This is a genomic window from Arthrobacter sp. ov407 (assembly GCF_900102895.1).
Classification (GTDB): Bacteria; Actinomycetota; Actinomycetes; order Actinomycetales; family Micrococcaceae; genus Arthrobacter.
The window spans coordinates 83,513-106,700 of record NZ_FNGD01000001.1 but is presented as its reverse complement, the minus strand read 5'-3'; the positions used below and the strand labels follow the sequence as shown (position 1 = coordinate 106,700).

Genomic DNA, 23,188 nt, shown 5'->3' with positions numbered 1-23,188 from the left:
GGTCTGGACAACAGAAGGGGCGCCCCGCTGAGCCGGAGCGCCGCGCTTCTGTCCACCCTGATCTTGTCCCCCCGAATTTCCAGGGCTGGACCGGACCTCAGAGCTGGTAATCAGCTGCCGTGGTGATGTTCTCGTGCACGCAGAGAATATTGTGCTCGGAGTCCATGAACCAGGCGCACTTCTCTGAATCCGTTGTACAAATGTGGTTTTCGGTCTTGAGATCCGGGCGATCGTAGTCCTGGAACATGACGCCTTTGGCTTCCATATCCTGGACTGTGCGTTCGATCTCGCTGACTTCGAAACTCAGGGTGGTGTGCTCTGAGTGCTTTCCATCCTTGACTGGCATCAGCTGCAGCATCGGGCCGCCTTCTGAGCCGAACAATTCGCTTCCGTCGTCTGCCACGCCACGGTGCGGGAGCCCCAAAGTGTCCGCGTAGAAATGCCGGGCACGCGCTGCATCATCGACTGGCAGGACTGTTGTGGCTTTATTGAGTACTAGGGTCATTTCGCCACCTCCTACGAGCAAGATTTTACGCCGGAGCGGGGGCGAAAGCCCGTGCAAATTGCGCCCCGAACAAGCGACGCTCCCTCACGTCCGGCAGCCCGACAACGGACGCTCCCTCACTGATGAGGGAGCGTCCGGGCTGGACCCGCAGGACGTGAGGGAGCGTCGGGAGGGGCTACTTCTCGACGAGGGTCAGGACGTCGTAGGTCGCCACGATTTCGTCGTTCTGGTTGGTCAGGACGGCGTCCCAGGCCACCTCGCCGTACTCGTCGGTCTCGCGCGGCGTGATCTTCTTGGCCGTCAGGGTCACCCGGATGGAGTCGCCTGCGGCCACCGGGGTGATGAAGCGCAGGGTCTCCAGGCCGTAGTTGGCCAGGACGGGGCCCGGTGCGGGCTCCACGAACAGGCCGGCAGCCCAGCTGAGCAGGAGGTAGCCGTGCGCCACGATGCCCGGGAAGAACGGGTTGGCCGCGGCGGCTTCCTGGTTGGTGTGCGCGTAGAAGGTGTCGCCGGTGGAGTTCGCGAACTTGGTGATTTCCTCCAGCGAGACCTCACGCAGCTCCGAGCGGATGGCATCGCCAATGTGCAGCGTGGCCAGGGATTTCCGGAACGGGTGCTGACCTTCGGTCTCGAGCGTGAAGTTGCGGTCCGCCCCGGTGTGCCAGACGCCCGTGACGGCGGTAAGCATGTTGGGCGAGCCCTGGATGGCGGTGCGCTGCATGTGGTGCATCACCGAGCGGATGCCGCCGAGCTCTTCGCCGCCGCCGGCGCGGCCGGGACCGCCGTGGACCAGGTGCGGGACCGGGGAGCCGTGGCCGGTGGAGCTGCGGGCGTCCTCGCGGTTGAGCATGAGCACGCGGCCGTGGTGGGCCGCGATACCGGTGACCAGCTGCTGCGCCACGGCGGGATCGTTCGTGCAGACCGAGGCGACGAGCGAGCCGCCGCCGCGGGCGGCGAGGCGGACGGCGTCGGCCAGGTCTGTGTACCCGATCACCGAGGACACCGGGCCGAAGGCCTCGAGCGAGTGGACTTCCTCGACCTCCGGGTTGGCCCAGCTCAGCAGGACCGGGGACATGAAGGCACCGCCGTCGACGACGCCGACGCTTCCGTCCGCGCTGGTGACCTTCGGCGCATCGAGCGTGCCATAGGCAAGCTCACCGCCGGCGTCGAGCATGGACTGGACGGCGGCGCGCACGTCGGCGAGCTGCTCGAGGGAGGCCAGGGCGCCCATGGTGACGCCTTCGGCGCGGGGGTCACCGAGCACGACGCGTTCGCGGATGCGGTCCCCCACGGCGGCGGTGACGTCGGCGACGAGTTCCTGCGGCACGATCGCGCGGCGGATCGAGGTGCATTTCTGGCCGGCCTTGGCGGTCATCTCGGTGACGAGGGACTTAATGAAGGCGTCGAATTCCGGCGTGCCCTTGACGGCGTCCGGGCCCAGGATCGCGGCGTTGAGGGAGTCGGTCTCGGAGGTGAAGCGGACACCGCCCTTGACCACGTTGGGGTGGGACTTCAGCGTGTTGGCGGTCGAGGCGGAGCCGGTGAAGGCCACGAGGTCGCGGTAGTCCAGGTGGTCCAGCAGGGTGCGGACGGAGCCCGAAATCAGCTGCAGCGAGCCTGTGGGCAGGATGCCGGATTCGTCGATCGCCTTGACCACGGCGGCGGCCACGTACCCCGTGGGGGTGGCCGGCTTGACGATGGTGGGCACACCGGCGAGGAAGGCCGGGGCCAGCTTCTCCAGCATGCCCCACACGGGGAAGTTGAAGGCATTGATCTGCACGGCGACGCCGGGGATGCGGGTGTAGATGTGCTCGCCGGCGAACGAGCCGTCGCGGGAGAGCACCTCCATGGGGCCGTCCACCACCACCTGGGAGTTTGGCAGTTCGCGGCGGCCCTTGGACCCGAAGGTGAACAGGACGCCGATCCCGCCGTCGATGTCGATCATCGAGTCGATTTTGGTGGCGCCGGTCTGCGCCGAGAGCGCATAGAACTCCTCGCGGCGGCCGTTGAGGTACTGCGCCAGCTCCTTGAGCTTGAGCGCGCGCTGGTGGAAGGTCAGCGTGCCCAGTTCCGCTTGGCCAGTGGTGCGGCCGTAGTCCACGACGGCGGCGAGGTCGAGCCCCTCGGTGCTGACCTTGGCCAGGAGCTCGCCGGTGCTGGCGTCCAGTACCGGCGCTGCGCCGGCGGCGGAGGCGGCGTCCGGAGTCCACCAGGAACCCCGGATGAAGCTGGGAACGATCTCGACAGTGTCTACTGTGGGTGCGGCTGTGGTGGTCATCGTTGACGGGTCCTTCCAACGGGGGAGCAAGATCAACACGGCCGGAACATTACTGACCGTCCGTTCGGTAATATGATCTAGAGTACATGAATGAGCCCTGCCACACACTAGCAGCGGCGGCACCGACCGTCCGGGCCCACGGCCGGCCGGCAACAAAGGAGACGCTATGACGCCCGAGACTGGCAGCACCGAGTTGTGGAAGATCACCCTCGGGGAACTCGACGAGAAGATGGGCGTGAAGATCGTCGAGGAGTCCGTGGACCGCGTGGTGGCGACCATGCCGGTGGAGGGCAACCGGCAGTCGTTCGGGCTCCTGCACGGCGGCGCCTCCCTGGCCGTGGGCGAGGCCGTGGGGTCTTGGGCCGCCGTCATCCACGCCAGCACCCTGGGCAAGACGGCGGTGGGCGTCGACGTCTCGGCCACGCACCACAAGTCGGCCCGCGAGGGGCTGATCACGATCACGGCAACCCCGATCCATCTCGGCGGCACCCTGACCACCCACGAGGTGCTGATCACCAACGAGGCCGGCCAGCGGCTCTGCACCCTGCGGATCACCAACCTGCTGCTGCCCCGCAAGGCCTGACCCGGGACTGGAGGCCGCCTACACCCGGTCGCCCCCGGTGATGTAGGGCCGATCGGCCCGGAAGGCCCGCTGCTCCGGCTGTTAGCTTGGAAGTGCTGAATCGCCCGGCGCCGCTGGGTATCACCGGTCGCACCGGAAGGGATCCACCATGCTCTCAGACACTTCACTTCCAGTCATTAAAGCAACGCTTCCCGTAGTGGGCGAGCACGTCGAGGAAATCGCCAAGCGCTTCTACAAACATATGTTCGAGGCACGCCCGGACCTCCTGGACGGCCTGTTCAACAGGGGAAACCAGGCGGACGGCCGCCAGCAGCAGGCACTCGCCGGATCCATCGCGGCGTTCGCCACCATGCTCGTGGAGAAACCGGATCAGGTGCCGGACCATCTGCTCTCCCGGGTGGCCCACAAACACGTCTCGCTGGGACTGAGCCCGGACCAGTACCAGGTTGTCCACGACCACCTCATGTGGGCGATCGTGGATGTCCTGGGGGATGCCGTCACCCCCGAGGTCGCCGCCGCCTGGGACGAGGTCTACTGGCTGCTGGCGAACCTGCTCATCAACAAGGAGCGCGGGCTGTACAACGCCGTGCACCTCTCCCCCGAAACCATCTGGCGGACATGGCGGGTGGTGCGGCGGATCCAGGAGACAGACGACGTCGTCTCGTTCGTCGTCGAACGGACCGACGAGCGCGACGTCAAGCCGTCCCTTCCGGGGCAGTACGTGACCCTCAAGATGACCATGCCTGACGGCGTGCAGCAGCCGCGGCAATACAGCCTGACCAAGGCCGACGACGGGCAGCACCGGCAGTTCGCCGTCAAGAGGGTCCGTGGACTTCCGACGCCCGACGGCGAGATGTCCACGCTGCTCCACAACGATGTCCAGGTGGGCGACGAGGTGGTGCTCTCAGTACCGTTCGGCGACGTGGTGCTGGAGTACACGGACCGGCCCCTGGTCATGGCCAGCGCCGGAATCGGCATCACCCCCATGGCCGGGATGCTCTCGCACCTCGTGCAGTCCGGTTCCCAACGCCAAGTGATGCTCCTGCATGCCGATGACAGCGAGGCGTCCTTCCCGCTCCGCGCGCAGGTCAGCGAGGATCTCGCGAAACTGGCGGACGGGACCTTGAAGACGTGGTTCCTGACTCCCGCCGAGGCCGGCGCGGCGTCCGGATCCGCGTTCACCGGTTTCATGGATGTCAGCGTCGTGGAACTCCCTGACGACGCCGAGTACTACCTCTGCGGTCCCCTGCCGTTCCTGAAGTCGGTCCGGAGCGCCTTGATTGCTGGTGGCGTCCCTGCCAAGGACATTCAGTACGAGGTTTTCGGCCCGGATCTCTGGCTGGCCGATTTCCAGTAGCCGCGGATCATTGTTCTGCCCCGGACCCGCGGGTTCGCCCAACAGCTGCGGGGTCGCCGGAGCCGTACGGCGACCCCGCAGCTTTCCAGCGAGCCCGGGCCTAAAGTCCCCTGGCTAGCGGCTCTTCCGGCGCCGGCCGAACGCCACGAAAGCGGCGCCGAGCAGCAGGGCTCCGGCGCCGAGACCGGCGGCGGGCAGCAATCCGGCAAGGCTGCCGGCCAGCTGGCCTGCATTGCCCGACGACGTGCCATCCGGTCGCGCGCCGCTCACCGTGACGGAGGCGTCCGACGGCGGGACGTGCACCTGTGCAGGGCTAGACGTCTGAGCCGGGCTCACCGGATGGGCGGGGGTTCCTTGCGGCTGGGCGGCCGGCTGTGGGGTGGGGGTTCCTTGCGGCTGGGCGGCCGGCTGCGGGGCCGGGATTCCTGGCGGCTCGGCGGCCGGCTGCCGGGCGGGGACTCCGGGCTGCCGGGCGGCCGGCTGCCGGGCGGGAGTTCCCGGAGCCCAGGCGGCGATTCCTGACGGCTGGGCGGGGGTACCGGTGGAAACGGGCGCGGATACGACCACGGAGAGGAAAACTGCCCCGGAACGGCTGAAGCCGTTCACAGTTTCAGCCGAGAACTTGAACTGCCCGGCCGACGACGGCGCCGGGAACTGCCAGTTCCCGGCAGCATCCACCGGCACTTCGAGTTTTTGCGCCCCAACAGTGATCCGGACCTTTGATTTCGGAGCCACCATGGAGGCCGGACCGGCACTCACGTGCCCCGTGATTGGCTCGCCGGCTGTGACGGTTCCGGTTGCGGCCGTCGCGAGCGTTGGCTTGGTCAGGAACAGCTGCAGCTGGACACCGCCGGGGACCCTGCCAAGCGCGTCCTGCAGCGTCGTGGCGACGGCGAAGTTCGGGAGCGGCGGCTTTCCAGGCTCGGGCCGGGGCTCGCCTGCCGAATGGATGCCCACGGCAAAGTTGCCACTGATCCAGGGCCCGCCCGAGTCTCCGCCACTGGACTGGACGTTTTTGGAGAGGAAACCCCGGAAAGCCCGCAGGTCTTCCGCTGCAGTAGTTCTTCCGCCCACCACGTAGATGCCGGTTTCGTCCACTTGCCCGCAGGACCAGCCTGTGGTCCGTCCGGAGCGGCACACTTCCTGCCCCTGGAATGGGGCAACCGTCCCGATGATCTTGACGGCCGTGGCGCCCGGGTTCGCGGCGTTGGCCCACGTTGTCGCTGCTGCTTGGACGTTGAGTCCGCCGTTGAGGGCCTCGATGACGGCGATGTCGGTACCCACGTTGCCCGGCCCTCCGGGATCGCCAGTGTTCCACCGGGGGTTCAAAACCGTCGAGTTACTTCGTCCGCCAAACTGGCTGAACCCGAAGCTGCCGAGCGGCGCGAGGCGGCCGGGCAGGGGTAACGAACCGCCTGCAAGGGACGCGGTCGGGGGCTCAAGGCCGATGACCGCAGCGGTGCCGTCCTCGGCGCAGTGCCCCGCCGTCAGAACCACCGGCAGTCCCGCCGGGCTGTACGCGCCGAAGCCGGTCGAGCATATGGTCCGCCAGGGAGGTGCGTCAATGATGTAGCCCTCACCGCCGTAGAGGTCCGCTTCGGTTGTGACTGGGGGCCCCTGCTCCAGCTGGACATTGGCGTAACGGGACACGAAGTCTGCCGGGGAAATCTTCCCGGGCGCAGCGTCAGTCGTCGCTGGCGCAGTTTGCGGGTCCGGGGTCTGTGACAGGCCTGCTTCTGCAACGTTGGTCCCGCCGGTGCGGATGACGAAACGGCCCCCGGAGTAAGCCACAGCCTGCAGCCCAGCGGGTCCCACCTCGCGGACATAGGCTTGGAACAGCTGCTCGGTGCTCGACGCCACCAGCTCCGCCGCGGAGGGATCAGCCGCGGGTGCAGCAGAGGGAGCGGTCGTGGGAGCAGCGGATGATTCGGGTGGGGACGCTGCGAGCACGAACGGTGCCGCGGTTCCAGTTCCGTTCAGTTCATTCACCCGGGCCTGCAGCTCGGCGCCGTTGCCTTCGACGAGGATCTTGTCGTCCTGCAGTCTGATTCCCAGGTAGCCGGGCAGGGTCCGCAGGGAGGGCGCCGCGTCGGCGGCGCGCCGGGCCAGCTGGCCTGCTGCGTTGAACTCCTCGAGCGTCATGCCTAGGTCGCGCTGGACGGCCTCCGCGAGTCCGGCGTCGCTGATTTCCGGAGCAACTGCCGGAGCCGTCGTCGGCAGGGGCGCGGCCGGAATGGGGCTGGCCGGCGCCGCTACTGGAGTCGACACCGGCGTCGGCGTCGGCGTCGAGTCGGCAGGGGCCTGTGCGTCTGTACCGGGTTCAGCCAGCGCCGGACCGGCGGACAACGCACCAGCAGTCAAGGTGCCGGCAAGCGCAATCGCGAGGGCGGCGGCCCGCACCATCGGCTGGAACTTCGGAGTCTTCACCGGGCCACCCTACCTGCGGGAACCCTATCTGCCGAGCTTTGCCACGATAGCCGCGAGCTCCGCGGACGTCACTCCGTGGCGGAACAGATAATCCGCGGTGTTCAGGGACCGGACAAATTCCAGCAGGCTTTTGCCCCGGGATTCCAGCAGGGGCATCAGGACGTTCTCGGGCAGGAAGCGCTCGTGGGGATGCGGGACGGCCGCGTGCCGGTGGTGTTCGTTGATGCCCTGCATGGAGCGCTGGTAGCCGCGCACAATGGCCTCGTCGCTGTCGCCGGCGAGGTCCTGGAGCATGGCGGCGATCATGCCGCTCCGGTCCCGCCCGGCGGAGCAATGGATGACCACCCCGCCCTCCGCGGCGGCCACGGCCCTGAAGACACCGACCAGCAAGTGCGGGAACAGCCTGGCGTTGTCGGCATAGCAGACAGGGTCGTTCAGGTACGGCACACAGAGCTCGCGGAATTCGCTGTTGTCCGGGTCTTCGGTGGGGGCCAGCACGACGTCGAAGCCGGCCATGGCTGCCGCCCGCACCGGCGGATCGGTCTCCCGGCGCCGGATTTCGGATTCGTTGCGGAGGTCGACGACGGTCCGGATGCCACGGCGGTGTGCCTGCCGCCAGCCGGCCTCGGTGAGCCATTCCCGGCGTCCCATCCGGAACACATCACCGGCCACATGCCACGCGTTGACAGCCCCGTCCCACTCCATCGCTCTGGGCATGGGCTTCACCTTGGCGTGCGCTGATGGCCGGGCCGGACTTGTCATCCTGACAGCTAAGCACACGTGCCGGCGTCGATCCATGGCAGGATTCACAAACGTTTTACACAATGGGACCATGGCAGGGTGTGGGGTCACTGCACGCGCGCTGAATCCAGCGGGCCACTGAGGAGAACACGATGGGAAGTCTGAAACTTCGACGCCGGCAAACGGCTCTGGCAGCCGGTCTCGCCAGCCTGGCCATGGCGGCCGGTTTGGCGGCGGCGCCGGCGCAGGCGGTGGACCGGACCACGTACGTCGCGCTGGGAGACTCCTACGCCGCCGGGCTGGGGGCGGGCCCGTACCTGGATGATTGCTACCGCAGCGAGAACAGCTATTCCGAGCTCGCTGCCCACACGAAACCCATCAGGCTGGTCGCCAACGCGGCCTGCAGCGGCAAGACGACCCAGGACGTCGTAACCACCCAGCTGAAGCGGCTGAACAAGCGCACCGAGCTCGTCACCATCACTGCTGGCGGCAACAACGTCCGGTTCAGCGAAATCCTCGCCTCCTGCGGCGCTGCCATGGTCAATCCCGCCGCGGATCCGCTGTGCGAAGCCGCCAGCGCCTACGCGGAGGGCGAGATCTCCAGCCACAAACTGGCCGGTGACGTGACCGCGATGATCCAGCGCGTGAAGGCTGCCGCACCCAATGCCAAGGTTGTAGTGACGGGCTACCCCTACCTCTACGATCCGGTCGCCCCCGGTCAGAGTGATCCGATGTCCCGTTTCATCTACAAGGCCACACACCTGGCTGACGGACTGAACGGCTCCATCGCCGCCGCTGCCCGGGCCACGGGAGCGGAGTACATCGATGTCCGGGCCGCTTTCGCCGGTCACGGCGTCAACTCTGCGGCCCCGTGGATCAACCTCAACCGTTCGGCCCTGGCCAGTCCCGAAAACTTCCACCCGAACGTCAAGGGCTACGAGGCGTACTTCGCATCGCTTAACGAGGCCAAGGCCTACTCGGCACCGTAACGCCGCTTGGCCAGCCTGGACTCCAGGCCATTGCGGACCATCGGCCACTCGTGTTCCAGAATGGAAAACACGACGGTATCCCGCAGCGCGCCGTCATTGCTGCGCGTGTGGCTGCGGAGCACACCGTCCTGCTTTGCGCCCAGCCGCGCGATCGCATCGCGTGACTGGTGGTTAAGCCAATGCGTCCGGAACTCGACGGCGGGGCAGCCCAGCGTCTCGAAGGCGTGCCGCAGCAGCAGCAACTTGGAGTCCGGGTTGCTGCCGCTGCTATGTGCGGACGCCGCGTTCCAGGTGGAGCCAATCTCCACCCGGGGCGTGGCGGCGTCGATGTTCATGTAGGTGGTCATGCCGATCACCCGGCCCGGCCCGCCCGTAGCGGGGTCGAGCAGCCGCGTGGTGAAGGGCAGCATGTCGCCGCTGTCCTGCAGGGCCAGGCGCCGCTCAATCTCGGCGGCCATGTGTTCCGGGGCGGGCACACTGGTGTACCAGAGGTGCCACAGTTCGCCGTCGCGGGCCGCCTCGACGAGGCCGTCGTGGTGGTCCCGGCTCAGCGGCTCAAGGACGACGTATTTGCCGGTCAGCGTGATGGGGGCGATCGCGGGGCGGTCCAGGGAAGTCACCGCACCATCCTAGGGGCACGGACAAGCGCCGGTCACTTGGTCCAGTCGAAGAAGCCCTTGCCGGACTTGCGGCCCAGTTCCCCGCGGGCAACCTTGTCCCGCAGGATCTGCGGCGGAGCGAAACGATCCCCCAGCGTGGACTGCAGGTACTCCGCGATGCCGAGGCGCACATCGAGGCCCACGATGTCGGTGGTCCGCAGCGGGCCCGTGGGGTGCTTGTAGCCCAGGACCATGGCGTTGTCGATGTCTTCAGCGGTGGCCACGCCCTCTTCCACCATCCGCATCGCTTCGAGGGCGATCGCGACGCCAAGCCGGGAGGAGGCGAAGCCAGGCGCGTCGTTCACCACGACGGCGGTCTTGCCGAGCGCCTCGACCCAGCCGCGGGCGGCATGGGCCAGGGCGTCGGACGTCTGCTCGCCGAGGACCACCTCGATGAGCGTCGACGCCGGCACCGGGTTGAAGAAGTGCAGGCCCAGGAAGTTTTTCGGCCGCTTCAGCTCACGGGCCAGCCCGTTGACGGACAGCGACGACGTGTTTGACGCGAGGTAGGCGCCGTCGGCGAGCCGTTCCTCAATGCCGCGCAGCGCGGTGACCTTCAGGTCCCAGTCCTCGGGAACGGCCTCGACCACCAGCTGCCGGCCGGCGAAGTCGTCGTAGTCCACCGTGACCGCGAGCCGGGAAGCCATCTCGTCCAGGTTGCCGTCCACGGCGCCGCGCTCAATGCTCTTGGCAGCGGCGGACTCGACCCGCTCCCGGGCGGCCTCGGCCGAAGCCTCGTCGCGCTCTACGACCACGACGTCAACTCCCTTGATCAGGAAGGCGTGGGCGATGCCGGCGCCCATGCGGCCGCCACCGAGAACACCGACTGCTGCGGGAAGGTTGGCGGGGAGTACGGAGTTGCCCATGTTTATTTCTGCTTCCCGGAATCTTTGGCTGACTTCTTCTCTGTTTTCTTGGCTGATTTCTTATCCAAAAAAGTCTGCATACGGTCGAACTTGGCCTGGGATTCGAAGAGGATCCCCTGCGCCAGCTGGTCAATGAGGGGATGCGCCTCGGCCGGGGCGTGGAACACGGATTTGGTGATCCGGACGGCGAGCGGGTCCTGCGAGGCGATCCGGTCGGCGAGCCCGTGGGCCGCGGCCATCAGCCCGGACGGTTCATGGATTTCGGTGATGAGGTTGACGGCGAGGGCACGGTCCGCGCGCAGCACGGCACCGGCCAGCAGCATTTCCTTGGCGACGGGCTCCCCCACGAGTTCCTTGAGGCGCCAGCTGGCGCCAGCGGCGGCCAGGATGCCGAGTCCGGCTTCGGGATTGCCAATCCGGACGGACGGGGTGCCGATCCGGAAGTCGGCGGCGTAGGCCAGTTCGGCGCCGCCGCCGAGGCAGAAGCCGTCCACGGCTGCGATGACGGGCATCGGCAGCTTGGCGATCCGGACGAAAATGGTGGAGTTGATGCCCTGCAGGGCATCGTCGCGGCGCCGTTCGCGCAGCTGCCCGATGTCGGCACCGGAGGCGAAAACCCCGTCGGTGCCGGCGATGATGAGGACTTTCGGGTGCTGCTCAAGATGGGCGCAGACCGTGTGGAGTTCATCGACCATCTGCTGGTCGATCGCGTTGCGGACCTCGGGGCGGTTGAGCACCACCACCACGCGGTCCTCGCGCTCTTCGACCAGGAGCGTGCTGAAGCCAGCCGCGTCGAGGGACAGTGCCGGGGCCGCCACTACACGCGCTCCAGCAGCATGGCCGTGCCCTGGCCGACGCCGATGCACATGGTAGCGAGGCCGATCTTCGCGTTTTCGCGTTCCATCCGTCCAAGCAGCGTGATCGCGATCCGGGAACCGGACGAACCGAGCGGGTGGCCCAGGGAGATCGCGCCGCCGTCGCGGTTCACAATCTCCGGGTCAAGGCCGAGCCGGCGCATGCTGGCCAGGGACTGGGTCGCGAACGCCTCGTTCAGTTCAACGGCGCCAAGGTCATCGACGCTGAGCCCGGAACGGGCCAGCACCTTCTGGGTTGCCGGGACCGGGCCGATGCCCATGATTTCGGGCTCGCAGCCGGCGGAAGCGCCGTCGATGATGCGTGCCCGGGGCGTGAGGCCAAGCTTCTGGATCGCGGCTTCCGAGGCCACGATGATGGCTGAGGCGCCGTCGTTGAGGGTGGAGGAGTTCCCTGCCGTGACGATCGAGCCGCCCTTGACTACCGGCCGGAGCCCGGCGAGGACGTCCATGGTGGTGCCGGCGCGGGGGCCCTCATCGGTGTCCACCACGGTCTCGCCCTTGCGGGTCTTGACGGTTACGGGGACGATTTCCTCGGCGAAGCGGCCGGCGGCGATGGCGGCCAGGGCGCGTTCGTGGGAGCGGACGGCGAAGGCGTCGGCGTCCTCCCGCGAGATGCCGTCAACCCGGCCCACCTCTTCTGCCGTCTCCGGCATGGAGAAAGTCATCTTGCCGTCCCGGGAGAGCTCGCCCTTGGTGAACTGCGGGTTGACGAAACGCCAGCCGATGGAGGTATCGAAGATTTCGCCCGGCTTGGCGAAGGCGGTCCGGGGCTTTTCCTGGACCCAGGGTGCCCGGCTCATGGATTCGACTCCGCCCGCGATCACGATGTCCGCGGCGCCGGACTTGATCATGTGGCTGGCCATGATGATGGCGCTGAGCCCGGAGGCGCAGAGCCGGTTCACCGTGATGCCGGAGATGTGAAGGGGCAGCCCGGCAAGGATTGTGGCCATACGGGCCACGTTGCGGTTCTCTTCGCCGGCGCCGTTGGCGTTGCCGAGGATTACCTCGTCAATGGTGTCCGGATCGACGCCGGCGCGGGAGACGGCCTCGCGGACCACCAGTGCGGCCAGGTCATCGGGGCGGACTGCGGAGAGGGCGCCGCCGTAGCGGCCCACCGGGGTGCGGGCACCGCCAACAAGAAAAGCCTCGACCATGAGAACATCCTTCACCAAGAAAGCGGGGCCGGCAGCAGAGCAATTTACCGACCGTTCGTTCTATAAAGATTACACGGCGGGGCAAGGGGGTCAACCGGATGCCCCGGATTACGCGACGACGACGCCCAGATGGGCAGCGAGCAATGGGGCGAGCAGGGTGAGCTGGTAGTCATCGACCACGAGGCCGGCCAAGCTGCCCAGGCCGCTGATCGTGCGGAAGTCGGTGCCCCGGAGGTCGAAGTCCTTGAGCCGGGCTCCGGTGAAATCAAGGGTGCCGATCGTGCAGTTCTTCAAGGCGACCCGTGTGGCGGTGCAGGAGCCCAGATCCAGCTCGTTGATGATGCAGTCGCTGATCTGAACGTCCGTGAGCTTGGACCCGCGCAGGTTCACATAGTCGAGCTTGCCGCCGTCGATCCGCACCGACTGCCAGCCGCACTCATAGAGCTCTGCCGATCCCCAGCGGGGGTTGCCGATCTCCACGTCCCGCAGGCTGGCCCGGGCCGCCGCCAGCACCGGGGCGTAGACCTCGGTCAGGATGCAGTCACGGAAAGTGGCGCCACGCAGCTGCGTCTCGTTGAAGGAGACCCCGGTGAATTCGCATTCGGCAAAGTCCGTACCGCCAAGGTCCAGGCCGTCTGCCGACGCGCGGCTGAACCGGACGCCGTCGTACCGTTCCCCGCGGCGGAACTCCGGGGCAGGATCGTCCTGCAGTTCCCCCGGCCGGACCGGCGCGAGGCGGGGGGCTGTGACCTTGGGAGCTTTGTCCGCCGCGGCGCGCCGCACCATCACAGGGATTCTGCCTTGGCGGCGATGTCCGCCAGGTCTTTGGCAAGCGCCCTGCGCGTGATGCGCATCCCCAGCGGACCGAACACGGTGAGCATGATCTTGCTGAACCGAGTCGGTTTGATGACTTCGGCGCCGAAGGTCAGCGTGAGGTCCGTTCCGCGGTCGCGATCCGCCAGTGTGAACCTGGAGGTGTAGTCGGCCCCGCCCTGGAGGGCTTTCACCGTGGTGCTGCCGCCGCGGCCGTTCGACGGCGCCTCGGACTGGGAAACCCACATCTCCACCGTTTCCGAGCGCCCCATCATGGTGCGGGTTTCCTTCCAGCGGGTGCCCACGGCATAGGGTCCGTCGGTGAGCATCTGGATCGAATCGACGCCGGACAGGGTCGCGGCAGATCCGGGAATGTCCGACACCACCGCCCAGACCGAGTCCGCCGGAGCATTGATGTGCTGCGTGAGCGTGGTCTTGTGGTCCATGACCTCGAGCCTAGCCCGCGGTCCGGGAAATGGTCATCCCTTCGCGAACCGCCCCGCCACTGCCGGCGTCACCGGTCTGCAGAATCATCCGCGACACCCCTTGATTTAGTAAGCATGCTTTGTGTTATGGTGATTCGGCAGTGAATTTCAACCGGAAACGAAAGGTGGCCAACACCATGGGTGTCGGAGACAAGATTCAGAACGAAGCAGAGCACCTGGGCGGCAAGGCCAAGGAAACTGCTGGCAATGCCACTGGCAATGACCAGCTTCGCGCCGAAGGCCAGAAGGATCAGGTTGTAGCCGACGCGAAGAAGGTCGGCGAAAACGCCAAGGACGCCTTCAAGAAGGACTAGTCCCTACAAAGTTTTGCGGCGCCGGATTTTCCTTTGGGGGACGTCCGGCGTCGCTTTTTTGTGCCCTTTTGCGAGAATGGCCCCACACAGCCGATAAAGGGGACACCATGGCACGGACCGAAGCAGAGCACGGCCAGCCCGTCAGCCGGGATCTCAGCAACGTCGACCTGAGCCGGGCCAGGGCTGCCGCCGGCGGTTCGCCGGTGCTGCGCGGCTATCTGGCGTCGCCGGAGGGCGAAGGGCCTTTTCCTGCGGTCCTGATGGTCCACGAGGCCTTCGGCCTGGACGACATCACCATCCGCCACGCCAACCGCATGGCGGCGGCCGGTTACCTGACGCTGGCCGTTGATCTGTACAGCGACGGGGGCGCCCGCCGCTGCCTCGTCGCCACGATGCGTGCGCTGGCTGCGGGCGAGGGGCGGGCCTTCACCGATCTGGCCACCGCCCGGGACTGGCTGCTGGAATCTGGCCGAACCACGGGCAAGATCGGCGTGATCGGTTTCTGCATGGGCGGCGGCTTCGCCCTGCTCCTGGCCAATGACGGCTTCGACGCCGCCGCCGTCAACTACGGCAGGCTCCCCAAAAACCCCGAGGAGTCCCTCGCCGGCGCCTGCCCGATCGTGGCCAACTTCGGTGGCAAGGACCGCACCCTGCGTGATGGGGCCGCGAAACTCGAGTCCGTTCTCGACCGCGTGGGCGTGGCCCACGACATCAAGGAATTCCCGCACGCCGGGCACGCCTTCCTCAACGACGTGGAGACCGGACCGAGGGCGCTGCGACCGCTCTTCCGGGTCATGGGCGTCGGCCCGGATCCGGAATCGGCCCCGGAAGCCTGGCAGCGGATCGAGGACCACTTCGCCAAGCATCTGAAGGGCTGAGCGCCCGGGTGCGGCCGCCGGCTCAGGGATATTTGAGCCGCATGATTGCCGCCGCGTCACGGTTGGGTACGTGGGCTCCCGGCATGACACCATACCGACCATGGTCCAGAAAATTGCGTACCAGGGTGAGCCCGGCGCCAATTCCAATATTGCCTGCTCGCAGATGTTTCCCGAGCTGGAAAGCGTCCCCTGCGCCAGCTTCGAGGACGCTTTAGAGCTGGTATCCAGCGGCGAGGCCGCCCTGGCCATGATTCCTATTGAGAACTCGATCGCCGGCCGGGTGGCTGACATCCACATACTGCTGCCCCAATCCCGTCTGCAGATAGTGGGCGAGTACTTCCTTCCGATCCATTTCGACCTGATGGGCATCCCCGGCAGCACCATCGAGGGGGCCACCGAGGTCCACAGCCACATCCACGCCCTGGGTCAGTGCCGCAAGTTGATCCGCAGTGCCGGCCTGAAGCCTGTTATTGCCGGGGATACCGCGGGTTCCGCCCGTGAAGTGCGGGAGTGGAACGATCCAGCCAAGCTGTCCCTCGCTCCCCCGCTCGCGGCCCGGATCTACGGCTTGGAGGTGCTGGCTTCGCGGGTGGAGGATGACCCGTCCAACACCACCCGGTTCGTGGTCCTGGCGCCGGAAAAGGACCTGCCGTCCCGGGAGTCGTTGCCGGGAGCGGTTGTGACCAGCTTCCTGTTCCGCGTCCGGAACGTCCCCTCCGCACTCTTCAAGGCACTGGGCGGGTTTGCCACGAATGGCGTGAACATGACAAGGCTGGAGAGCTACATGGTGGGCGACGAGTTTGCTGCAACCATGTTCATGGCCGACGTCGAAGGACACCCCGAGGACCTGCCTGTCGGCCTGGCCCTTGAGGAGCTGGACTTCTTCACCACCGAAGTGCGCATCTTGGGCGTCTATGCCGCCGCCGAATACCGGACCGGGCAAACAGTCCCCGGCTGAGCGCCCGCAGCAATTCGCTACGGATCCGGGCCGGCGACGCGCAGAAAGCCCGGCGCTGCTGGTATACCCGTAGCGCCGGGCGATTGCCGTGTCACGGGACGTTTTCCGTAGCGGAACTGGGCCGGGGTGTGGGCGGGATGTCCGCGTTCGTCCCTGCTCCCGCGTGACGACGCTCCACCCCAGTTACTCGGTGCCGGACCCCGCTTCACCTCTACGCACCGCCGGAAATTCGCGGGTACGTAGAGGTGCGGTCAGCAGCAACTGGGCGGGAGCGTCACTGCGCCATCGGAAGGGTGCCCGTGTGCCGGCGCTGAGACCGTGACTACGCGGTCACACCTCCGCGGGGCGCCCTGTCCGCAGGAGGGGCGCGAAGAACGCTGCGAGCTCCGCCGTCGCCGTCAGCGGCAGGACGTTGGCCACGTACTGGTCCGGGCGCACCACCACGACGACGCCGCCGCGGTCGAGGCCGCGCAGCTCGAAGATGTCCGCCGCCGGATCGGTGCCGTAGACCTTTTCAAGATAGGTGAGCTTGAACGGGCCGACCTCCGGCTTGAACACCGCCGGGACGGTGCCGATGTCGATGCCCGTGTGGTCCTGCTGGTAGATGACCTTGACGTCGAACCAGGCGTCGGCGTCGGCGCCCTTCGGTGTGGCTGCGAGCGGCGAGTCCGGTGCGTTGGCCAGCCACGCGGCGAGATCCGTGGTCGGCGACGGTGCTCCGGCCACGGCCGGATCCGCGAAGACGTAGATGCGCCAGCGGCCGTCCGCCATGGCCTGGTGGCCGAGCTGGACCGGATTGGTGTCGCACACGCGCTGTACCGGCGCGGACTTGAAGCGTTTGCCGACGGGGAAGCCGGTAGCCAGCTCCTGATGCGCCGCCTCGGCGACGATCAGCGACGGCGAGTACTCGGTCATGAAGCCCGCGGGGAACTCGGCGGTGCGGACGTAGAAGTCCTCGAGCTCGGACGGGTTCTCGAACTCCTCGGGCTTCTTTGCCATGAGCGTCGACCAGACCTTGTCGAAGTCGATGAGGTTCTTCGCCACGACCTGCCGCTCGGCCGAGTAGGTGGAGAGCAGGCTGTCCGGGCTGCGGCCCTCAAGCACGTGGCCGAGCTTCCAGCCGATGTTGAAGCCGTCCTGCATGGAGACGTTCATGCCCTGGCCGGCCTTGGCGCTGTGCGTATGGCAGGCGTCGCCGGTGATGAACACGCGCGGCGTGCGGGTGCCGAGCTCCTCCGGGAGGACGTCGTCGAACCGGTCGGTGAGGCGGTGGCCCACCTCGTACACGCTGTGCCAGGCCACGTTGCGCACGTCGAGCGTGTAGGGGTGGAGGATCGCGTTGGCCTTGGCGATGATCTGCTCGATGGTGGTCTTGCGGACGGCACCGCGGTCGTCCGCGGGGACCTCGCCGAGGTCGACATACATGCGGAACAGGTGTCCGCCTTCGCGCGGGATCAGCAGGATGCTGCCGCCGTCATGGGACTGGATGGCACATTTGAGGCGGATGTCGGGGAAGTCCGTGGAGGCGAGCACGTCCATGACGCCCCAGGCGTGGTTGGCCTGGTCGCCTTCCATCGTGCAGCCGATCGACTCGCGCACCTTGCTGCGCGCACCGTCCGCGCCGACCACGTACTTGGCCCGGACAATGCGCTCCCGGCCCTCGTCGGGACCGGCGGTGTGGGCCATCGTCACGGTGACCGGGTATTCCCCCTCGCCGGTGACCTCCAGGCCGCGGAACTCCAGCCCATAATCCGGGGTCATGCGGGTGGGAGACATGGCCATGAACTCGGAGAAGTAATCGAGCACGCGGGCCTGGTTGACGATGAGGTGCGGGAATTCGCTGATCCCGCCCGGGTCGTCCAGGGTGCGGGCAGTGCGGACGATGCGGGACGGGTCCGCGGCGTCCGGTTTCCAAAAGGCCATTTCGGTGATGCGGTACGCCTCGGCGATGATCCGTTCGGCGAAACCGAAGGCCTGGAAGGTCTCGACGCTGCGGGCCTGGATGCCGTCGGCTTGGCCGATCGCCAGCCGGCCCGGGCGGCGCTCCACGATGCGCGTGGTGACGCCCGGGAACTGGGACAGCTGGGCCGCGGCGAGCATGCCTGCGGGGCCGGAGCCTACGATCAGCACATCAACCTCGTCGGGCAGCTGCGTGGGCCGGTCGACGCCGACGCCGGCGGCCGGCTTGACTCGCGGGTCACCGGATACGTAGCCGTGGTGGTGGAAATGCACGGGCTTTCCTCACTTCGTTGTGTGGCGGCCTGTCGCCGTCGTGGTGTTCGATATTAGAACTTGACGTTCGATAATAGAATTCTGATTCCCAATCCAAAACTGTACGGCAGATATGACGCGGGTTACAAGCACTGCGGAAATTGCCGAAAAGGGGGTTGACGTTCCACGGTTCCCGGACCATAGTTTTCGTATACGATTTCGTACTCGATGAGGAGTAACTCTTGGAACAGGTCACCGACCACATCCTGGCCGCGGCCCGCAAGGTCATCGCGGTGCATATCAACTACCCCAGCCGGGCAGCCCAGCGCGGCCGCACACCGGAGCAGCCTTCCTACTTCCTGAAGCCGTCGTCGTCCCTGGCAGTCGGTTCGGCAGCAGCCCCCTCAAGCGTGGAGCGCCCGGCCGGCTGCGAACTCCTCGGCTACGAGGGCGAGATCGCCCTGATCATCGGCAAGCCCGCCCGCCGCGTGGGCATCGAGGACGCGTGGAGCCATGTCGAGTGGGTCACCGCGAGCAACGACCTCGGCGTCTACGACCTCCGCTACGCGGACAAGGGCTCCAACCTCCGCTCCAAAGGCGGCGACGGCTTCACGCCGGTGGGGCCGGGCCTGATCGCGGCGGACGCCGTCGACCCCGCAAAACTGCGAATCCGCACGTGGCACAACGGCGAGCTGGTCCAGGACGACACCACCGGCGACCTGCTCTTTCCGTTCGCCCGGCTCTTGGCCGATCTGTCCCAGCTGCTCACGCTCGAAGAGGGCGACATCATCCTTACCGGCACGCCCGCCGGGGCTTCGGTGGCCAAGCCGGGCGACGTCGTCGAGGTGGAAGTCAGTGCCGGCGAACCCGCCGGTCTCACCACCGGCCGGCTGGTCACCCGGGTGGAGGAAGACACGACGCCGTTCGCGGACTTTGGCGCCCGGCCCAAGACCGATGACCTCCAGCGGGAGGAGGCCTATGGTTCCCGTGAAGCGGCCGGGCTCGCGGCCGTCGGGGCGATCCTGACCCCGGAGCTGAAGGCGAAGCTGGAAAGCGTCTGCACGGCCACCCTGTCCTCCCAGCTGCGCAAGCGCGGCCTGAACAACGTCAGCATCGACGGCCTGACCTCGACGCGGCCGGAGAAGCGGATCGTGGGCCTGGCCCGGACCCTTCGCTACGTCCCCAACCGCGAGGACCTCTTCAAGACCCACGGCGGCGGCTTCAACGCCCAGAAGAAGGCCATCGATTCCGTCAACGAGGGCGAGATCCTCGTCATGGAAGCCCGCGGCGAAAAGGGCACCGGCACCATCGGCGACATCCTGGCCCTCCGCGCCCAGGTCCGCGGCGCCGCGGCCATCATCACCGACGGCGGCGTGCGCGACTTCTCCGCCGTGGCCGCCATGGACATGCCCACCTATTACGCCAACCCGCACCCCGCGGTCCTGGGACGCCGGCACATCCCGTGGGACACGGACATCACCATCGCCTGCGGCGGCACCACCGTGCAGCCCGGGGACATCATCGTGGCCGATGCCGACGGCATCCTGGTGATCCCGCCGGCCCTCGCCGAAGAGCTCGCGGACGATTCCATCGCCCAGGAACGCGAGGAAACCTTCATCGCCGAAATGGTGCAGCAGGGCCACAGCGTGGACGGCCTCTACCCGCTCAACGCCGCATGGCGGACCCGCTACCAGGAATGGGAAGCCGGCAAGGCCCATGACTGACACAGCCAGCGCCGCAGCCGCCACGGTCAGCAAATCCGAGCAGGCCTATGCGGCCGTCAAGTCCCGGATCGTGGACGGGAGCTACTCCCCCGGCTACCGGCTGGTGCTGGCAAAGATCGCCGAGGACCTGGGCGTCAGCGTGGTGCCGGTCCGCGAAGCCATCCGCCGGCTCGAAGCCGAAGGCCTGGTCAAGTTCGAGCGGAACATCGGCGCCACCGTCTCCGGCATTGACCCCACCGAGTACCTCTACACGATGCAGACCCTCAGCATCGTCGAGGGCGCCGCCACAGCCCTCTCGGCTCCGTTGATCGGGGAGGCGGACGTGGCCCGCGCCCGGGCCGTCAACGCCGAGATGCGCGAATGCCTGCAGCACTTCGACCCCGTCCGGTTCACCCGGCTGAACCAGGACTTCCACAGCGTCCTGTTCGAGCACTGCCCCAATCCGCACATCCTGGACCTCGTCCACCGCGGCTGGAACCGGCTGGCGTCCCTGCGCTCATCCACGTTCCGTTTCGTCCCCGGCCGCGCCCACGAGTCCGTGGACGAGCACGAGGCGCTGCTGCAGCTCATCGAGTCCGGGTCCAGCCCGGATGACATCGAAAAGGCCGCCCGCCGGCACCGCAGCGCCACCCTCGACGCGTACCTCGCACAGGCGGCGGCAAACGACCTCCCGACCCCGCAGACCACACAGCAGTAAGGAAAAACAATGACGTTCACTGCCGCAGAAACCACCACCCACCACGTTCCGCAGGACCTTCCCACCCACATCCAGCACTACATCAACGGCGAATTCGTTGATTCCGTGGGCGGCAAAACCTTCGACGTCCTGGACCCGGTGTCCAACCAGAACTACGCCACCGCCGCCGCCGGCCAGAAGGAAGACATCGACTTCGCCGTCGCGGCCGCCCGCGACGCGTTCGTCAACGGCCCGTGGCCGAAGATGAAGCCCCGCGAGCGGGCCCGGATCCTGAACAAGATCGCCGACGCCGTCGAAGCCCAGGAGGCGCGGCTGGCCGAGCTCGAAACCTTCGACACCGGCCTGCCTATCACCCAGGCCAAGGGCCAGGCGCTGCGCGCGGCCGAGAACTTCCGCTTCTTCGCGGACCTGATCGTGGCCCAGTTCGACGACGCCATGAAGGTCCCCGGCGCCCAGATCAACTACGTCAACCGCAAGCCGATCGGCGTCGCGGGCCTCATCACGCCGTGGAACACGCCGTTCATGCTCGAGTCCTGGAAGCTCGCCCCGGCCCTGGCCACCGGCAACACCGTGGTGCTCAAGCCGGCCGAATTCACTCCCCTGTCCGCCTCACTCTGGGCGACGATCTTCAAGGACGCCGGCCTTCCCGACGGCGTGTTCAACCTGGTCAACGGCCTCGGCGAGGAAGCCGGCGACGCCCTCGTCAAGCACCCGGACGTGCCGCTGATCTCCTTCACCGGCGAAACCACCACGGGCCAGACGATTTTCCGCAACGCCGCGGCCAACCTCAAGGGACTGTCCATGGAGCTCGGCGGCAAGTCCCCGTGCGTCGTGTTCGCCGACGCCGACCTCGACGCCGCGATCGACTCCGCGCTGTTCGGCGTCTTCTCGCTCAACGGCGAGCGCTGCACCGCCGGCTCCCGGATCCTGGTGGAACGCGCCGTGTACGAGGAATTCTGCGACAAATACGCCGCCCGGGCCAAGAACATCGTGGTAGGGGACCCGCACGACCCCAAGACCGAGGTCGGTGCGCTGGTCCACCCGGAGCACTACGCCAAGGTGGCCTCCTATGTGGAGATCGGCAAGTCCGAGGGCCGGCTGCTGGCCGGCGGCGGCCGCCCGGCGCACTTGCCCGAGGGCAACTACATCGCCCCGACCGTGTTCGCCGACGTCGCCCCGGACGCGCGGATCTTCCAGGAGGAGATCTTCGGCCCCGTCGTGGCGATCACCCCGTTCGATACCGACGACGAGGCCCTCGCCCTGGCGAACAACACCAAGTACGGGCTCGCGGCCTACATCTGGACCCAGAACCTGACCCGGGCGCACAACTTCTCCCAGAACGTCGAGGCCGGCATGGTCTGGCTCAACAGCCACAATGTCCGCGACCTCCGCACCCCGTTCGGCGGGGTCAAGGCCTCCGGGCTGGGCCATGAGGGCGGCTACCGGTCCATCGACTTCTACACCGACCAGCAGGCCGTCCACATCACCCTCGGCACGGTTCACACTCCTAAATTCGGCGCCTAAATTCGGCGCCTGAATTTCCGGCCGGCGCCAACCAGACCCCTTTCAAAGAAGAGAGAACACCATGACCAACTTCGTCCCCACCCCTACCGTCCCGGCCCCGGATATCGTCCGCTGCGCCTACCTGGAACTCGTGGTCACGGACCTCGCCAAGTCCCGCGAGTTCTACGTGGACCTGCTGGGCCTGCACGTCACCGAGGAAGACGAGAACACGATCTACCTGCGGTCCCTGGAAGAGTTCATCCACCACAACCTCGTGCTGCGCAAGGGCCCCGTGGCCGCCGCGGCCGCCTTCGCGTACCGGGTGAAGTCCCCCGCCGAGGTGGACGCCGCGGAGGCCTACTACAAGGAACTGGGCTGCCGCACCGAGCGCCGCAAGGACGGCTTCACCAAGGGCATCGGCGACGCCGTCCGCGTCGAGGATCCGCTCGGTTTCCCCTATGAATTCTTCTACGAGACCGAACACGTCGAGCGCCTCACGCAGCGCTACGACCTCTACTCCGCCGGCGAACTGGTCCGGCTGGATCATTTCAACCAGGTCACCCCGGACGTCCCGCGCGGCCGCAAATACCTTGAAGACCTGGGATTCCGTGTCTCCGAGGACATCAAGGACTCCGACGGCGTCACGTACGCCGCCTGGATGCACCGCAAGCAGACCGTGCACGACACCGCACTGACCGGCGGCAACGGCCCGCGGCTGCACCACATTGCCTTCGCCACGCACGAGAAGCACAACATCATCCAGATCTGCGACAAGATGGGCGCCCTGCGCATCTCCGACCGGATCGAACGCGGCCCCGGCCGGCACGGCGTCTCCAATGCGTTCTACCTTTACATCCTGGACCCGGACGGCCACCGCATCGAGATCTACACGCAGGACTACTACACCGGCGACCCGGACAACCCCACCATCACCTGGGACGTCCACGACAACCAGCGCCGCGACTGGTGGGGCAATCCCGTGGTCCCCTCCTGGTACACCGAGGCCTCCCTGGTCCTGAACCTCGACGGCAACCCGCAGCCCGTCATCGTCCGTGAGGAAAAAAGCGAGATGGCCGTGACCGTGGGTGCCGACGGTTTCTCCTACACCCGCAAGGAAGAGGACGGCCCCGCCGGCGAGAAGACGGGCTTCAAGCTCGGAGCGCAGGTTTAG

Annotated in this window: 21 protein-coding genes; 10 read left to right on the top strand and 11 right to left on the bottom strand. The window is 67.1% G+C overall.

Features of this window, described 5'->3' with window-relative positions:
- Positions 1-97: 97 nt before the first annotated feature.
- Together BLS42_RS00495 and paaZ are read right to left on the bottom strand one after the other, a co-directional pair.
- On the bottom strand, positions 98-505 hold the full coding sequence (locus tag BLS42_RS00495; RefSeq protein WP_090574805.1) for a VOC family protein: 408 nt from the start codon (positions 503-505) through the stop codon (positions 98-100).
- 175 nt (positions 506-680) lie between these two features.
- Positions 681-2,783: a phenylacetic acid degradation bifunctional protein PaaZ gene (gene paaZ / locus BLS42_RS00490; RefSeq protein WP_090574801.1), complete on the bottom strand. Its 2,103-nt coding sequence runs from the start codon at positions 2,781-2,783 to the stop codon at positions 681-683.
- 166 nt (positions 2,784-2,949) lie between these two features.
- On the opposite strand from paaZ, the gene BLS42_RS00485 reads away from it, so the two are divergent.
- The gene (locus tag BLS42_RS00485; protein ID WP_090574798.1) at positions 2,950-3,366 is read left to right on the top strand and encodes a PaaI family thioesterase; all 417 of its coding nucleotides are present in this window, start codon (positions 2,950-2,952) and stop codon (positions 3,364-3,366) included.
- Positions 3,367-3,514: 148 nt separating this feature from the next.
- Entirely contained in the window at positions 3,515-4,723 is a 1,209-nt protein-coding gene (locus BLS42_RS00480) for a globin domain-containing protein (protein ID WP_090574795.1), read from the top strand.
- 114 nt (positions 4,724-4,837) lie between these two features.
- On the opposite strand, the gene BLS42_RS00475 is transcribed toward BLS42_RS00480, so the two are convergent.
- The gene (locus BLS42_RS00475) at positions 4,838-7,150 is read right to left on the bottom strand and encodes a S1 family peptidase (RefSeq protein WP_218122060.1); all 2,313 of its coding nucleotides are present in this window, start codon (positions 7,148-7,150) and stop codon (positions 4,838-4,840) included.
- 24 nt (positions 7,151-7,174) lie between these two features.
- On the bottom strand, positions 7,175-7,855 hold the full coding sequence (locus BLS42_RS00470; RefSeq protein ID WP_090574792.1) for a tyrosine-protein phosphatase: 681 nt from the start codon (positions 7,853-7,855) through the stop codon (positions 7,175-7,177).
- A gap of 188 nt (positions 7,856-8,043) precedes the next feature.
- Between BLS42_RS00470 and BLS42_RS00465 the strand changes: the two genes are divergently transcribed.
- Entirely contained in the window at positions 8,044-8,880 is an 837-nt protein-coding gene (locus tag BLS42_RS00465; RefSeq protein WP_090574789.1) for an SGNH/GDSL hydrolase family protein, read from the top strand.
- Here the strand turns inward: BLS42_RS00465 and BLS42_RS00460 are convergent.
- From BLS42_RS00460 to BLS42_RS00435, 6 genes are all read right to left on the bottom strand, one after another.
- Positions 8,865-9,500 carry a GNAT family N-acetyltransferase gene (locus BLS42_RS00460; RefSeq protein ID WP_090574786.1) on the bottom strand — a complete coding sequence of 212 codons (636 nt, stop codon included), beginning with the start codon at positions 9,498-9,500 and terminating at the stop codon, positions 8,865-8,867. The two genes, BLS42_RS00465 and BLS42_RS00460, sit on opposite strands and share 16 nt — an antisense overlap.
- 32 nt (positions 9,501-9,532) lie before the next feature.
- The gene (locus tag BLS42_RS00455; protein ID WP_090574783.1) at positions 9,533-10,405 is read right to left on the bottom strand and encodes a 3-hydroxyacyl-CoA dehydrogenase family protein; all 873 of its coding nucleotides are present in this window, start codon (positions 10,403-10,405) and stop codon (positions 9,533-9,535) included.
- Between the two features lie 2 nt (positions 10,406-10,407).
- The gene (locus BLS42_RS00450) at positions 10,408-11,223 is read right to left on the bottom strand and encodes an enoyl-CoA hydratase/isomerase family protein (RefSeq protein ID WP_371129476.1); all 816 of its coding nucleotides are present in this window, start codon (positions 11,221-11,223) and stop codon (positions 10,408-10,410) included.
- Positions 11,223-12,434: a thiolase family protein gene (locus tag BLS42_RS00445; protein ID WP_090574781.1), complete on the bottom strand. Its 1,212-nt coding sequence runs from the start codon at positions 12,432-12,434 to the stop codon at positions 11,223-11,225. Before BLS42_RS00445 ends, BLS42_RS00450 begins: the two co-directional genes overlap by 1 nt.
- A 108-nt stretch (positions 12,435-12,542) precedes the next feature.
- Positions 12,543-13,220 (bottom strand): pentapeptide repeat-containing protein, encoded by a 678-nt coding sequence (locus BLS42_RS00440; protein ID WP_090574778.1) that lies wholly within the window; start codon positions 13,218-13,220, stop codon positions 12,543-12,545.
- Positions 13,220-13,693, bottom strand: coding sequence for an SRPBCC family protein (locus tag BLS42_RS00435; RefSeq protein WP_090574775.1), 474 nt, complete (start codon positions 13,691-13,693; stop codon positions 13,220-13,222). Before BLS42_RS00435 ends, BLS42_RS00440 begins: the two co-directional genes overlap by 1 nt.
- A gap of 176 nt (positions 13,694-13,869) precedes the next feature.
- Between BLS42_RS00435 and BLS42_RS00430 the strand changes: the two genes are divergently transcribed.
- From BLS42_RS00430 to BLS42_RS00420, 3 genes are all read left to right on the top strand, one after another.
- Positions 13,870-14,046 (top strand): CsbD family protein, encoded by a 177-nt coding sequence (locus BLS42_RS00430; protein ID WP_090575991.1) that lies wholly within the window; start codon positions 13,870-13,872, stop codon positions 14,044-14,046.
- A 107-nt stretch (positions 14,047-14,153) separates the two neighbouring features.
- Positions 14,154-14,924 (top strand): dienelactone hydrolase family protein, encoded by a 771-nt coding sequence (locus BLS42_RS00425; protein WP_090574772.1) that lies wholly within the window; start codon positions 14,154-14,156, stop codon positions 14,922-14,924.
- Between the two features lie 100 nt (positions 14,925-15,024).
- Positions 15,025-15,882: a prephenate dehydratase gene (locus BLS42_RS00420; RefSeq protein ID WP_090574769.1), complete on the top strand. Its 858-nt coding sequence runs from the start codon at positions 15,025-15,027 to the stop codon at positions 15,880-15,882.
- 330 nt (positions 15,883-16,212) lie between these two features.
- On the opposite strand, the gene BLS42_RS00415 is transcribed toward BLS42_RS00420, so the two are convergent.
- Positions 16,213-18,114 (bottom strand): FAD-binding monooxygenase, encoded by a 1,902-nt coding sequence (locus BLS42_RS00415; protein WP_090574765.1) that lies wholly within the window; start codon positions 18,112-18,114, stop codon positions 16,213-16,215.
- A gap of 221 nt (positions 18,115-18,335) precedes the next feature.
- Between BLS42_RS00415 and BLS42_RS00410 the strand changes: the two genes are divergently transcribed.
- The 4 genes from BLS42_RS00410 to hpaD all read left to right on the top strand — a co-directional run bounded on the left by BLS42_RS00410 (position 18,336) and on the right by hpaD (position 23,188).
- Positions 18,336-19,817, top strand: coding sequence for a fumarylacetoacetate hydrolase family protein (locus BLS42_RS00410; protein ID WP_090574761.1), 1,482 nt, complete (start codon positions 18,336-18,338; stop codon positions 19,815-19,817).
- Positions 19,810-20,514, top strand: coding sequence for a GntR family transcriptional regulator (locus BLS42_RS00405; RefSeq protein WP_090574758.1), 705 nt, complete (start codon positions 19,810-19,812; stop codon positions 20,512-20,514). The genes BLS42_RS00410 and BLS42_RS00405 overlap by 8 nt, the downstream gene beginning before the upstream one ends.
- 9 nt (positions 20,515-20,523) lie before the next feature.
- Positions 20,524-22,038 carry a 5-carboxymethyl-2-hydroxymuconate semialdehyde dehydrogenase gene (gene hpaE / locus BLS42_RS00400; RefSeq protein ID WP_090574755.1) on the top strand — a complete coding sequence of 505 codons (1,515 nt, stop codon included), beginning with the start codon at positions 20,524-20,526 and terminating at the stop codon, positions 22,036-22,038.
- Between the two features lie 61 nt (positions 22,039-22,099).
- Entirely contained in the window at positions 22,100-23,188 is a 1,089-nt protein-coding gene (gene hpaD, locus BLS42_RS00395; RefSeq protein WP_090574752.1) for a 3,4-dihydroxyphenylacetate 2,3-dioxygenase, read from the top strand.

What these genes read in the sequence shown, in the direction of transcription:
- BLS42_RS00495 (WP_090574805.1), bottom strand. Translation starts at nt 505, where the DNA reads ATGACCCTAGTACTCAATAAAGCCACAACAGTCCTGCCAGTCGATGAT.
- paaZ (WP_090574801.1), bottom strand. Translation starts at nt 2,783, where the DNA reads ATGACCACCACAGCCGCACCCACAGTAGACACTGTCGAGATCGTTCCC.
- BLS42_RS00485 (WP_090574798.1), top strand. Translation starts at nt 2,950, where the DNA reads ATGACGCCCGAGACTGGCAGCACCGAGTTGTGGAAGATCACCCTCGGG.
- BLS42_RS00480 (WP_090574795.1), top strand. Translation starts at nt 3,515, where the DNA reads ATGCTCTCAGACACTTCACTTCCAGTCATTAAAGCAACGCTTCCCGTA.
- BLS42_RS00470 (WP_090574792.1), bottom strand. Translation starts at nt 7,855, where the DNA reads ATGGAGTGGGACGGGGCTGTCAACGCGTGGCATGTGGCCGGTGATGTG.
- BLS42_RS00465 (WP_090574789.1), top strand. Translation starts at nt 8,044, where the DNA reads ATGGGAAGTCTGAAACTTCGACGCCGGCAAACGGCTCTGGCAGCCGGT.
- BLS42_RS00455 (WP_090574783.1), bottom strand. Translation starts at nt 10,405, where the DNA reads ATGGGCAACTCCGTACTCCCCGCCAACCTTCCCGCAGCAGTCGGTGTT.
- BLS42_RS00445 (WP_090574781.1), bottom strand. Translation starts at nt 12,434, where the DNA reads ATGGTCGAGGCTTTTCTTGTTGGCGGTGCCCGCACCCCGGTGGGCCGC.
- BLS42_RS00440 (WP_090574778.1), bottom strand. Translation starts at nt 13,220, where the DNA reads ATGGTGCGGCGCGCCGCGGCGGACAAAGCTCCCAAGGTCACAGCCCCC.
- BLS42_RS00435 (WP_090574775.1), bottom strand. Translation starts at nt 13,693, where the DNA reads ATGGACCACAAGACCACGCTCACGCAGCACATCAATGCTCCGGCGGAC.
- BLS42_RS00430 (WP_090575991.1), top strand. Translation starts at nt 13,870, where the DNA reads ATGGGTGTCGGAGACAAGATTCAGAACGAAGCAGAGCACCTGGGCGGC.
- BLS42_RS00425 (WP_090574772.1), top strand. Translation starts at nt 14,154, where the DNA reads ATGGCACGGACCGAAGCAGAGCACGGCCAGCCCGTCAGCCGGGATCTC.
- BLS42_RS00420 (WP_090574769.1), top strand. Translation starts at nt 15,025, where the DNA reads ATGGTCCAGAAAATTGCGTACCAGGGTGAGCCCGGCGCCAATTCCAAT.
- BLS42_RS00405 (WP_090574758.1), top strand. Translation starts at nt 19,810, where the DNA reads ATGACTGACACAGCCAGCGCCGCAGCCGCCACGGTCAGCAAATCCGAG.
- hpaE (WP_090574755.1), top strand. Translation starts at nt 20,524, where the DNA reads ATGACGTTCACTGCCGCAGAAACCACCACCCACCACGTTCCGCAGGAC.
- hpaD (WP_090574752.1), top strand. Translation starts at nt 22,100, where the DNA reads ATGACCAACTTCGTCCCCACCCCTACCGTCCCGGCCCCGGATATCGTC.